Source organism: Mesorhizobium sp. M3A.F.Ca.ET.175.01.1.1 (assembly GCF_004791945.1).
GTDB lineage: Bacteria > Pseudomonadota > Alphaproteobacteria > Rhizobiales > Rhizobiaceae > Mesorhizobium.
The window spans coordinates 669,307-679,573 of the sequence record NZ_SRTP01000003.1 but is presented as its reverse complement, the minus strand read 5'-3'; the positions used below and the strand labels follow the sequence as shown (position 1 = coordinate 679,573).

The following is a 10,267-nucleotide window of genomic DNA, read 5'->3' as shown; positions in this document are numbered from 1 at the left end:
CTCCCGCCAACACCGCGCTCCTCAACCGCATCGCCAGAAACATCCTTCAGGGCGCCGATGTCGACAAAGTCCCCATTAGCCACCGCATCAAGAAATGCGCCTGGAATGACGACTACCTCATCCAGGCGCTTACTCATATGCGATAGCCCTGCCCTCGAGGGGGAGATGGCCGACAGGCCAGAGGGGGGTCGGTCCGACTGGGCTCGGCCTGCTTCTTGGCAAATGGAGGCTGGCGCCCCACGCGGGGCGACCCCCTCTGTCGCCTTCGGCGACATCTCCCCCCTCAAGGGAGGAGATGAGGCGCTCCACGCCAGGATCATCGGATAACGGCAGCGGCCTGACGACCGCCGCAGAATCAGCTCTTGGCCTTCGGCTTGGCTGGCGCCTTTGCTGATTTGGGGGCTGCCTTGGGAGCTGGCTTGGGCTTGGCGGTCTTGGCAACAGCAGCCTTGGGGACGGCAGCAGCCTTGGAGGCGGCAGCCTTCTTGGGCGCGGCCTTGGACTTCGGCTGCTTCTCGCCGTCGATCTCCGCCGTCGCCTGGTCCCAGTGCTCCATATGCGAGCCTTCCGGCCGCCCCGCCTGTTCCCAGATCTCGTGCGCCCGCCGGCGAATGCGTTCCTGCCTGTCGTCCGTCACTGTCGCCTCCGTGGTTGGGACCGGTTCGGAGGGAAGCTTAGCCGAATTTTACGGCGCCGTCTTGCACATCGGGGCGGCGGCGCTGGAGTTCGTGCGCGAATTCTTCAGCGGTCGTTGGAAACGACGGCGACGCCAAGATGCGCTGCCTTTTTCGTGATCAACGCGGCCAAATCCGCGTCGGAACGCTCGGTGCCGGTGCGCTGGCGCAGGAGGGCGATCGCGTCCTTCATCGACAGCAGTCCGGTGCGGTGTTCAGCCAGAAGCTGGTCCACGTTCTTGGCAATGTCAGGCGATTCGACATGTGGATGATGCATGCCAATGCTCCTCCCAAAGCCAACACCCTCCCGCCATCGCTGGACGGCGGGAGGGCATGTTGGTCATGGCGCAGTCGTCACTGGATGACCTGGACGACCCTGCGCGTACCCGGATCGATCAACACGGTGTGATCGTTCACGACAGCGTATCTGTACTGAACGTCCGGCACCGTCTGCAGCTCAACCGTATCCGGCACGGTCGAGCCTACACCAAGCTCGAGGCCAAGGATATTGACCGAGGCGATCGGATGCTTGTGAACATATTCCTTGACGACGGTCTGCTGCTCGGGGGTGATGATCACCTCGTCCGCAGCCGCTAGGCCGAGGCCGGCCATCAGGGCAACGCCGGTGACGGCAGGAATGAGAAAGCGTTTCATCGTAAGTCTCCTGTTGGTTAAGCGAGCTTCGCCCCTGCCTCCGCCGGCAGCGGAAACATCGACAGGTCAAACTTGCGAGCTCGATGGGCAAACGTCGGCGCCCGGCTCTTGTTCCGCCGGCGATGCCCGATTGCTGGCTGCAGAGGCGTGATCTGGCTGCCGGCGTGGCCGGCGGAACCCTTTCAACCGCTCCGCATTGAGCAGCTTGAGAGCGTGTCGCCCAAAACTGCGCGGCGGTTCAGGGACATGCGCGAAAACAAACACTTAAAGCGCGTCGCTGACGCGCAGGAGTGCCTAAAAGGTGCAGCCATGAATGAACTCGTCAAAAGCGACGTTGCGCTGCGGGCCCCGGTGGCGATCGCCGTCGGGGCCGGGTTCAAGCGCGAGATCACATCGCTGGCGCAGATGCAGAACTTCCTCAAGGAATGGCCGCCCGCGGCACGCGGCAGCAGCCACAGGATCGCGCTCTGCGCCTGCGAGGCCGCGCGCACCGGCGAGGTGGAACTCAGCGCGGCAAGGCGCGCCTTCATCCGCTTCGCCGAGCAGGCCGGAATCGTGTGGACCGGCATCGACCCGGTCACGGCGCTGCGCGAAGCCAAGATCAGGCGCATGAAAGCAAGGCGCGACCACCAGCCGCGGCTCTGAGGGTTCGGGCGAACCCTCGGCGGAACGTTAGCGGCGGGGCGGCCTCTTCGCGGCCGCGCAAAAGCCCGAGAAAGAAGCTGGCCCTCCTGTGCCGGCCCGCGGCCTTTTCCATACAAGCCTGGCGGAAGCGCAATGCGGCGCTTGCCGCCGAAACCAATCGGGCGGCCTGGACAGATCCGCTTGACGAGGATGGTCCGCTGTCAGTTCGGCGTCGGTTCGCTGAACGACTCGGTGACAAAGGATGCGGCGATCAGATCGTCCGCATCGATGCGTAGGGAGCCGTCGCCGCCCCCCATTATGGCCGCGACCTTCTGGAAGGCCTTCATCTCATGTTCGGTGATCCGGGCGTCCCGCATCCTGGCTCTCAAATCGGCGACTCGGATCCCAAGCGACTGGGATGTTCCGACTTCTCGTTTCGACATTTTGGTCAGTCTCCTCCCCCAACCCGTCCTCGTTTTGCCGCCGCCCGATCCGCATCCTGCCCAAAGTTGTGTTGTATATGAGGCATCGCTTTATATAAGGGATCGCGAATACAGAGCGCCAAACTCGCTGTAGAGTGAAAGGTTCCGTTAGCTGTTGGTAACAAAGTAATACACGCTCAGGCCCGCCGCTCGGCGAGCAGCGGGCCTGGCCGGCGATCATCTTTGTCAGTCGATGACCTTGACGATCTTGCGCGTGCCGGGGTCGACCACCACCGTGCGGTTGTCGACGACGACATAACGGTATTGGACGTTCGGCACTTCGTGCAGTTCGACAGTGTCGGGAAGAACGGTGCCGACATTGAGCTCGACGCCCGGGACCTTCACCGAGGCCAGCGGCTGCTTGTGCACATATTCGCGGATCACCGTTTCCTGCTCGGGCTGGATGATGACATCCTGGGCGGCTGCCGCGCCGATGCCGGCAAGAAGCAGAAGGCCCGCGGCGGCGGTGGTGAGATGCAGTTTCATCGATCGTCTCCTTGTGGATAATCGCCTCCTGCGCTGCGCCTGCGATTTCCACAGCCGGGCGGCACTGGCCCTAACGCCAGCGGACGGGGCTTGTTCCTTGCAAATCGGAGCGCCGGTTTCACCCGGCCGCGCCAGGCGTTGCCCGCCGGACGATTTCGGAACAATGCGTTTGAAGGCGGGTTACTCCAGCGAAGGGACCGACTTTCCGAGGAGAAACTCCGATGAAACACCTGCTTATCACGAGCATGATTGCACTCGGCGTCGGTTGCGGCGCCGCGATGGCGCAGACCGAAGCCGTGCAGCCGAGCGGCGACAACAATTGCGCGGCCGGCCAGGCCGACTGCCCGAAGGGCGGCAAGGCGGGCGAACAGGCCCAAGGCAAGATGAAGAAGCAGACCGAAGAGCAGGCCCAGGGCAAGCAGAAGATGAAGACCGATGAGCAGGCCCAGGGTCAGGCCGGCACCAGCACTGAGCAGAATGCCCAGGACAACACGCAGCTGAAGAAGAAGAAGCAGGCCCAGGGCCAGGCCGGCACGACGACCGAGCAGAACGCTCAGGGCACCACGAAGATGCAGACCGAGCAGAACGCCCAGGGCCAGACCGGCACCACCACTGAGCAGAATGCCCAGGACAACACGCAGCTGAAGAAGAAGCAGCAGGCGCAGGGCGAGGCCGGCACGGCGACCGAGCAGAACGCCCAGGGTACCACCAAGATGCAGACCGAGCAGAACGCTCAAGGTCAGACCGGCACCACCACTGAGCAGAACGCTCAGGGCGAGACCAAGGTCCAGACCGATCAGGACAAGACGGCTTCGATCACCAACGTGACCGTCGAGCAGAAGACGCAGATCACGCAGATCATCCACGAGACCAAGGTCCAGCCGGTTCGCGATGTGACGTTCGACATCTCGGTCGGCGTCGAGGTGCCGCGCCACAAGATCCGTCTGCACCGCTTGCCGGCGCGTATCGTCAAGATCATTCCGGCCTACGAGAGCTACGAGTATTTCGTGCTCGCCGACGGACGCATCGTCATCGTCGATCCGAACACCTACACGATCGTGCTGATCCTGACCTGATAGGCGAGACCAGCCCCAAGGCCCGCCGCGCCCCCGGCATGGCGGGCCTTTTTTCGTGAAACCGGAAGCTAAAGCGCGGCGTGCTGAAACGGATCCAGGCGACGCGCTATAGGTCTATCTTTTTATGCATGTCGTTCTCGCAAAACCGCTGCACAGTTTTGCGCGACATGCAGTAACCTTCCACTATCATTTGTTTGGGAGGACTATCATTTGTTAACGCGAGACCGGGGCAGAGATGCACCATACGCCTGCCCTGCCTTGCCGCAGGGTAGGCCCGGTCCCGCACTATCCTGTGTCACACTACGATAAGCGGGCCGGGCCGCCTATGTTCCGCTCACGCGCCGCCAAGGCGCCGAGCGCAGCGTTGGCAGGCTACAAACCCATTCCAAAGCTGGCGCGGCCGCCCCCGATAATCGGCGCCAATCGGCAACAATCGGAAGATCGCAAAAAAGCCCGCTTGGCTGAGCCAGCGGGCAAGTTTGGGACTAGGCCGGCTTGCGTGCGAGGGGTTTTACGCAAGCCGACATGTGCCGAACCGCGCGTCGGGGGCAATGTTCCCTACCTCTTTCGGTTACCCCTCCTCTCATCCAAACGGCCGTGAACAGGTATATTTTAGCAACAGCTTCTATTTCGAACATGACGCGAACAGAAGGAGCCCGCTGGCGAGACGAATGGCGCCCGGGGCCGTCGAACCGTCGAAGCCGACCGATCCGGGAAATACACTGGAAAGGATGCTTGGTAAGGCTTGATTCAACCGCTGCTGGTATATAGAAAGTGGCGGCTCCGACCAGGGGTAGGGTTGCCTGAATGCCGGAGCCGCCTGCGCGGCCAGTCTGCAGCAGACCGCGCTGTCTCAGATTAGGACAGCGCGGTCTACGATTGGTTAATCTCGCACCCTTAATGGGCGCCAGGCTGAAATTGGCCAAGCGACGCTGTCCCGAACCGTCTAGCTGTGGTTCAGCAATCTGGTGACGGGGGCGTTGCCACGATGCTCGGCGTTGGCGCGATCGATGCCGTCGACCGTGATGGCAAACATCCCGTTTTCGATCCTGGCTATCCAGCCTTTTGCCTTGAGATACCAGAGATGGAACTCCAGATGCTCGCGCGGACAGGCTGACAGGCGCTCGAGCTCCTCGTCGCCGATGCCAGGACTGTTGACGTCCTGTCGGCGCCGCACATAGAGGAGCGAAAGCACTTTCGCCTGAATGGTCGAATCCCGTTCGATGCTCTTGGGATCGCTGGCCTCCTCGGCCAGTTCGCGCCGATGCTCCAGCCGGTCGTTGTATTGAATGTCGTACCGGGCGCGCTTGACCGGATCCTTGAGCGTGTTGTGCGCTTCGACGATTTCGCTGAAACGTGCCTCATCGCCGGTGTCCCGATTGTCGGGATGGTAGCGCATGGCGAAATAGCGAAATATGCGTTCGATCGTTTCCGAGTTGGCCCGCGGACTTATTTCCAGAAGTTCGTAGTAGTCGATGAACATCGTGGTGCTTCCAAAGAATCACACCACCCCCCACAGACAGCATTACTCAAGCGCCCCGCCCATGCAAGCCGCCGGACGGCCGGCGACAATCGCGGCTCCGGCGACATGCATTAAAGTAGGCGCATGGCGTTGCCGTTCGCCTCGACCCTGCGGTTAGCCTTTGGGTTCGGTCGGCTTCGCTTGTTCTCCCGGCGGTCGATACTTGATCGACGATGCCTTTTGCAGCGCGGCAAGCGTGTCCTCCACGGTCAGCAGGACAGTCGTCTCGATGGAGCTCAGCGCGCCGCCCGAGCCGATCGCGAGCGCCGTCGCGGCCATGGACACGTTGTCCGGAGCCTCCCACAGATTATAGCCGTCGTGCTCACCAAAGGCGTACCAGAAGCCATGCAACTTCCCGCCGACCGATTCTATGTACTGCTTGGCCGCCTCTCGGCGGTCCTCCGGGTTGTGGATGAGCTTGGCCCATGTTGCCGGCGTGTAGCTGAACCTGGTCAGGTATAACGGCATGATCGATCCTCCCTGGTTTGCGGCAAGTATACAGGGGATCGGCCGTCGAGGCGACGGCCGGGTCTAAAGCCGCGTCGCGCTGAAACGGCGACGCGCTTCATGTTTCTTGTGCTGATGCATATCGCTGTCTCAGAACCGCTGCAGAGACGCGAAGGTGCTTGGAACGGACGAGGCGGCATAGGGAGCCGCCTCAGTCACGTCAGGCGTGTTTCGACTGCCCTGCGCTGATGACGGGAGGCATTGCGCCATCATCCTCGATGAGGATGTCCTTGCGGCGGGCAAAGGCCACGAAGACGCCTCTTGCGGTTTCGGCGTCGATGTCGCCGACCAACGCGGCCTTGCAGGCGCGGATCGCCGCTTTCTGCTCAGGGCTGTTGCCGCACCAGTCGATGGCAAACTGGTAGGCGTCGACCACCGTGTTCAACTGCCGGGGGAAGCCCAAACCGACCCAGACTCGGATGGGCGTTTCGAAGGGTTTGGCCAGCATCGCGAACTCCCTTGTCCGGCAACGGTTCTAGGCCACCAAGCCGCCGCTGCGGCCGCCTTTGGAGGTCATCCAAGGCAGTCCCGCGGCCGCTTCCTCAAGGATTCTGGCGGCTTTCGCAAAACCGCAAAAGGCGTCTCGGGCCGCCTTCAGCGGGTAGTCGCTGTCGAATGCTCGCTGGCATGCGCGAAGTGCCGTCTCGTAGATGGGACCGCGTCTGTTTTTGGGCCATTCGTACAGGAATTCCAGGGCGTCTTCCAGGCAAGCGACTTCCTCAATGACGCTGTTCCCGCTCTTTACCAGAACAGGGCTGTCGAACATCCGATCGTTCATAGGATCCTCCAAATCGAACGAACAATTCTTGCTTCGGGTGAAGGCGGCGACCGACAGCGCGGTTCCGCCCGAAAGGCGATATGGGTTCGACATTTTTGACCGTCAAGAGCTTGGCGCATCGGCCATCGTGAGGACCCCTCGGCCTGCCAAAAAGCGCTGCCTGCGCGCGGAAAGCCAATGAAGAAGGCGGGAGCGGCCCGGCTACCCATGTTGGTTCGCGGATCGCAGGCGACCGGGCCTAACCGGCGGGTAGCTAGGGGGACCGCGCTATCAGGACACCGGCTGCGAAGAATATACGCCACCGCCGAAACGGCCAAAATGCATCCATAAGGAGAAGGGGTAGTGCGCAGCTATCCTATTGCGGGTAGTCCGGCGTTCGGCGGGCAAATGCACTCGCCAAACTGCGTAACGTTTCGGTGGAGGACGCAGGTCACCGAAAAGGTGCAACGGGCGAGCCCTGCATCTTCTAATATTAGTAATCCCTAACAAATGTTAGGGCGAAGCGAAGGCAGACGGCGCATTATAGATCCTTGCCCCGCTCATCCCGAAACTCGGGGTAAGGCCCGGCCTGCGAAATGTGCCCCCAAAATCAGTACGACAGGCCGGGCTCCGGGGCCCGTCAGTCTCGACACATCTTCAGCGCCACATCACGCGCCGCGCGGGCCAGATCTGAAAAGCCTCGTCACCCTCTGAGCTTCCTGGCCTCGCGCTCCAGCGTCTTGCGGTCGTTGCCATGCGCGCCGATCAGTTCCCGAACCTGCTCGGGCGTGATGCGGTGCTGCTTGGCGAAATAGCGGACCTCATAGTCCTCATCCGCCGACACGCGGTCGCGGTCGCGGAAGTCGCGCTTCATCCTGTCGTCAGCCATGTTTGTTCCTCCTTGGCAGAACCAACAGCCACGACGTGGGAATTGTTCCAAGCCGCCACGCTCGCCGCGATGAAACGGCTTCGGGCGACGCGCTTCAGGTCCTTGATCTCGGGCCACCTCGCTGTCCCGGCACCGCTGCACAGTTCCGGGCATATGCGTAAAATCTACTGGAAGGCGTATTTGTAGACGATGCCGTTCGCGGCGTCGGTGACCCTGACCCAAAGCACCTCGTCGCGCCGAATGCGGACGGCGCGGCCGGTTGCCCGGGCTGCTGCGGCGGCCGCCGTGTGCGCCTCCACCAACTGCGATGAGGTCACGACGTCACCGGACATGATTTCAACGATGTAGCTCTTCATCCGACATGGTTAGGCCCCAGCGCTGCGGCCGGGAATTAACTATGATGGATGCGTGAAAATTCTTGCGTCGCCGCCCTGCCCCTGAAGCGCGTCGCGCTGAAAACGACATGCATCAGACTGCGCCACGGTTCAGGCCGCTGCAGCATCTCATGGAGGCGCGCGCCCGGCCCTCACGTCGCCTTGTCGATGAGCGGCGTCTTGCGGGCCGGCGGCTTGTAGGCTGTCACCAGGCGAACCGTATCCCCGTTCACCGTCACCGGGACACCCAGATTGATCGTCAGCCACTCGCCGTCGACATGCGTGACGTCGCCGATGAGTTCCATCAGCTGGCCCTTCTTGACCTTCGACGTCCGGTCGACGAGCGAGTGTGGAAATCCGTAGGACGGGATGGTGACGCTGATCCTGTCTTCCGTCACGCGTCGGCGCACAGTCGCGGTAATGGCGACCTCGTCGCCGATCTTGATGCCCCGAGCCATGACATGAGTCTGGAGCACGCACGGACGTCGTCAAGCGGCTGCTAATATGGCGTTTCGGGAAGTTCGGCCCAGCCGCCATGCAGCAGCGCCACCGGCCCTACGACCAACCGATCGTCGATGCTGGGACCAATGCGTTCGAACGTCAGACTTCAGTCGCCCCGGGTCAATTAACTTTTGTTGCAGCGCGGCCCGGAATCAAGCCGCACAGTGGGGCTACGGGTGGGGCTCTGCCCCGGTTGTTGGGGAACGTCCGGTTTGCTGCCAATGTGTCCACCGACAAGGCAAGCCGGACAGACTAGGCCCGTTGCTGGAGCACAGACACGGCAACGGGCCTAGTTCTCCGATGCTGCCGCCGCTGCTATGCTTCGGCGCTATGCCGCGCCGCGAAACCCAGCTGGAAATGGCACAGCGCCACGTCCGTGAAGGCGAAGAGCGCATTGCTCGCCAGCGGGATCTGATCGAGCGGCTGGCCGAACATGGCCACCCTACCGACGAGGCGGTGAAGATGCTGCAGGAGTTCCAGGCGATCCAACTCGAACACATCACCCATCTGGAACGGCTGCGGAATTCAGAGTGAGCGGCTAAGTGTTCATGCATGTCGTTTTCGCAAAACCGCTGCAGAGTTTTGCGCGACATGCTGTAACGCTTGTTATGGCGAGATGGCGGCCGGCGGCGCAATGTTGTTTTGCCTCTGCCCGCCCCCCGGCATGGGGTAGTGCCCGGCCCGCTGATCCTGAGCCCAAGCTCGATCGAGCGGGCCGGGTCTTTCCAAAGGCCTTCAGGGCGCGTTCCCCGCAGCGCCGACGCTAGCCGACCAGCAGTCCGACAGCGAAAAAGACGACGCTGAAGCCAAGTATCGGCGCGAGTATCCAGCGCGCCTGGTAGACGCTGCGATCCATCAGAGCCTCCTCAATTGCACGAGTTGGGAACGGACCGCCGGAAACTTGGTTCCGGGCGCAAAAGTCCTCAGGCGATGGTCCCGCCGGGCATCGGCCAGGAGCCTGGAAAGGCCGGCTGCGCCAAATGGCGGCCGCCCCACAGACGCAAATTCGAAGGTTCTGCTTCTTCGGACGGCAGGCGGCTTGCTGAAGCGCGCGCTTGCCATTTGGCGGCCTACGACGTAAGTCCTACGTCAATGGGCCGCACACATTGGCATTGTTCCCAACTTGCGGTCGTGCCTGAAAGGTGCAAGGCTCAAACCGGGTAGAGACACGGGCGGACATTGCCGGCATCAACGCCGGGAGTGTTCGATGGGCATATGTATTTTCCGCAATTTCTTGTGGGAATGACGGCGACACTTCTCGCGATCCTGGGCTGGACATTGGTGAGCACCGGATCGGTCTGGGCAGCTTTGGGCTGGACATTCCTCGCGGCCGTCGTGCTGCAGGCAGGCTACTTCACGGCCGTGCTGTGGCTGGTGCATGGCGAGAGCCGGTCGGCCGACGAGTCGAAGTCCGACGCCACCGCGGGGCCGGCCAAGCTGCCGGGCCCGTTCGAGCGCGACGGCATCATCCATGCCCTGATTGCGCGGCTGTTCCCGAGGCAGATGCCTTAACGGGACTTCCAGTAACCGAAAGTCATATCCGTGCAGCGACGCGCGTGATCTCCCCCCTTGAGGGGGAGATGGCCGGCAGGCCAGAGGGGGTCGGTTCGACCGGACTCGGCCTGTTTCTCGCGGCAGATGAAGGTTGGCGCTCCACGCGCGGCGACCCCCTCTGTCGCCTTCGGCGACATCTCCCCCTCGAGGGGGGAGATCACGCGCTC

At 62.4% G+C, this 10,267-nt stretch carries 16 protein-coding genes; 4 read left to right on the top strand and 12 right to left on the bottom strand.

Annotation, left to right across the window (positions count from 1 at the left end):
- Nucleotides 1-355: 355 nt before the first annotated feature.
- The 3 genes from EN818_RS11405 to EN818_RS11395 form a co-directional block, all read right to left on the bottom strand.
- A complete protein-coding gene (locus EN818_RS11405) occupies nt 356-637 on the bottom strand; it encodes a DUF2934 domain-containing protein (RefSeq protein WP_095808943.1) in 282 nt (93 codons plus the stop codon).
- Between the two features lie 104 nt (nt 638-741).
- Complete coding sequence (locus tag EN818_RS11400; protein ID WP_095808942.1) at nt 742-951, bottom strand: hypothetical protein; 210 nt, start codon at nt 949-951, stop codon at nt 742-744.
- 77 nt (nt 952-1,028) lie between these two features.
- Nucleotides 1,029-1,328, bottom strand: coding sequence for a DUF1236 domain-containing protein (locus tag EN818_RS11395; RefSeq protein ID WP_095808941.1), 300 nt, complete (start codon nt 1,326-1,328; stop codon nt 1,029-1,031).
- Between the two features lie 147 nt (nt 1,329-1,475).
- Here EN818_RS11395 and EN818_RS11390 point away from each other — a divergent pair, with 147 nt between their 5' ends.
- Nucleotides 1,476-1,973 carry a DUF982 domain-containing protein gene (locus EN818_RS11390; protein WP_245420642.1) on the top strand — a complete coding sequence of 166 codons (498 nt, stop codon included), beginning with the start codon at nt 1,476-1,478 and terminating at the stop codon, nt 1,971-1,973.
- Nucleotides 1,974-2,173: 200 nt separating this feature from the next.
- Here EN818_RS11390 and EN818_RS11385 read toward each other — a convergent pair whose 3' ends face one another.
- Both EN818_RS11385 and EN818_RS11380 read right to left on the bottom strand, forming a co-directional pair.
- Nucleotides 2,174-2,395 carry a hypothetical protein gene (locus EN818_RS11385; RefSeq protein ID WP_095808940.1) on the bottom strand — a complete coding sequence of 74 codons (222 nt, stop codon included), beginning with the start codon at nt 2,393-2,395 and terminating at the stop codon, nt 2,174-2,176.
- A gap of 225 nt (nt 2,396-2,620) precedes the next feature.
- Nucleotides 2,621-2,920 carry a DUF1236 domain-containing protein gene (locus EN818_RS11380; protein WP_095808939.1) on the bottom strand — a complete coding sequence of 100 codons (300 nt, stop codon included), beginning with the start codon at nt 2,918-2,920 and terminating at the stop codon, nt 2,621-2,623.
- A 221-nt stretch (nt 2,921-3,141) separates the two neighbouring features.
- Between EN818_RS11380 and EN818_RS11375 the strand changes: the two genes are divergently transcribed.
- Entirely contained in the window at nt 3,142-3,996 is an 855-nt protein-coding gene (locus EN818_RS11375; protein ID WP_135904475.1) for a DUF1236 domain-containing protein, read from the top strand.
- A 946-nt stretch (nt 3,997-4,942) separates the two neighbouring features.
- Here EN818_RS11375 and EN818_RS11370 read toward each other — a convergent pair.
- The 7 genes from EN818_RS11370 to EN818_RS11340 form a co-directional block, all read right to left on the bottom strand.
- Nucleotides 4,943-5,479, bottom strand: a complete 537-nt coding sequence (locus EN818_RS11370) for a J domain-containing protein (RefSeq protein WP_129552833.1) — start codon at nt 5,477-5,479, stop codon at nt 4,943-4,945.
- A gap of 153 nt (nt 5,480-5,632) precedes the next feature.
- Entirely contained in the window at nt 5,633-5,986 is a 354-nt protein-coding gene (locus EN818_RS11365; RefSeq protein ID WP_095808936.1) for a GYD domain-containing protein, read from the bottom strand.
- A 199-nt stretch (nt 5,987-6,185) separates the two neighbouring features.
- Nucleotides 6,186-6,473 (bottom strand): DUF982 domain-containing protein, encoded by a 288-nt coding sequence (locus tag EN818_RS11360; RefSeq protein ID WP_095808935.1) that lies wholly within the window; start codon nt 6,471-6,473, stop codon nt 6,186-6,188.
- Nucleotides 6,474-6,500: 27 nt separating this feature from the next.
- Nucleotides 6,501-6,803 (bottom strand): DUF982 domain-containing protein, encoded by a 303-nt coding sequence (locus tag EN818_RS11355; protein ID WP_095808966.1) that lies wholly within the window; start codon nt 6,801-6,803, stop codon nt 6,501-6,503.
- Between the two features lie 682 nt (nt 6,804-7,485).
- Nucleotides 7,486-7,671 (bottom strand): DUF3606 domain-containing protein, encoded by a 186-nt coding sequence (locus tag EN818_RS11350; RefSeq protein ID WP_095808934.1) that lies wholly within the window; start codon nt 7,669-7,671, stop codon nt 7,486-7,488.
- Between the two features lie 164 nt (nt 7,672-7,835).
- A complete protein-coding gene (locus EN818_RS11345; protein WP_095808933.1) occupies nt 7,836-8,027 on the bottom strand; it encodes a hypothetical protein in 192 nt (63 codons plus the stop codon).
- 170 nt (nt 8,028-8,197) lie between these two features.
- Complete coding sequence (locus EN818_RS11340; protein ID WP_348628776.1) at nt 8,198-8,521, bottom strand: hypothetical protein; 324 nt, start codon at nt 8,519-8,521, stop codon at nt 8,198-8,200.
- A 325-nt stretch (nt 8,522-8,846) separates the two neighbouring features.
- Here EN818_RS11340 and EN818_RS11335 point away from each other — a divergent pair, with 325 nt between their 5' ends.
- Both EN818_RS11335 and EN818_RS11330 read left to right on the top strand, forming a co-directional pair.
- Nucleotides 8,847-9,080 (top strand): hypothetical protein, encoded by a 234-nt coding sequence (locus EN818_RS11335; protein WP_245420641.1) that lies wholly within the window; start codon nt 8,847-8,849, stop codon nt 9,078-9,080.
- 708 nt (nt 9,081-9,788) lie between these two features.
- The gene (locus tag EN818_RS11330; RefSeq protein ID WP_245420638.1) at nt 9,789-10,058 is read left to right on the top strand and encodes an exopolysaccharide production repressor protein; all 270 of its coding nucleotides are present in this window, start codon (nt 9,789-9,791) and stop codon (nt 10,056-10,058) included.
- The last annotated feature ends 209 nt before the right edge of the window (nt 10,059-10,267 follow it).

Bases quoted from the DNA above. Each gene is read 5' to 3' on its own strand.
- EN818_RS11400 (WP_095808942.1), bottom strand. From the start codon at position 951: ATGCATCATCCACATGTCGAATCGCCTGACATTGCCAAGAACGTGGAC.
- EN818_RS11395 (WP_095808941.1), bottom strand. From the start codon at position 1,328: ATGAAACGCTTTCTCATTCCTGCCGTCACCGGCGTTGCCCTGATGGCC.
- EN818_RS11385 (WP_095808940.1), bottom strand. From the start codon at position 2,395: ATGTCGAAACGAGAAGTCGGAACATCCCAGTCGCTTGGGATCCGAGTC.
- EN818_RS11380 (WP_095808939.1), bottom strand. From the start codon at position 2,920: ATGAAACTGCATCTCACCACCGCCGCCGCGGGCCTTCTGCTTCTTGCC.
- EN818_RS11375 (WP_135904475.1), top strand. From the start codon at position 3,142: ATGAAACACCTGCTTATCACGAGCATGATTGCACTCGGCGTCGGTTGC.
- EN818_RS11370 (WP_129552833.1), bottom strand. From the start codon at position 5,479: ATGTTCATCGACTACTACGAACTTCTGGAAATAAGTCCGCGGGCCAAC.
- EN818_RS11365 (WP_095808936.1), bottom strand. From the start codon at position 5,986: ATGCCGTTATACCTGACCAGGTTCAGCTACACGCCGGCAACATGGGCC.
- EN818_RS11360 (WP_095808935.1), bottom strand. From the start codon at position 6,473: ATGCTGGCCAAACCCTTCGAAACGCCCATCCGAGTCTGGGTCGGTTTG.
- EN818_RS11355 (WP_095808966.1), bottom strand. From the start codon at position 6,803: ATGAACGATCGGATGTTCGACAGCCCTGTTCTGGTAAAGAGCGGGAAC.
- EN818_RS11350 (WP_095808934.1), bottom strand. From the start codon at position 7,671: ATGGCTGACGACAGGATGAAGCGCGACTTCCGCGACCGCGACCGCGTG.
- EN818_RS11345 (WP_095808933.1), bottom strand. From the start codon at position 8,027: ATGAAGAGCTACATCGTTGAAATCATGTCCGGTGACGTCGTGACCTCA.
- EN818_RS11335 (WP_245420641.1), top strand. From the start codon at position 8,847: ATGCTGCCGCCGCTGCTATGCTTCGGCGCTATGCCGCGCCGCGAAACC.
- EN818_RS11330 (WP_245420638.1), top strand. From the start codon at position 9,789: ATGACGGCGACACTTCTCGCGATCCTGGGCTGGACATTGGTGAGCACC.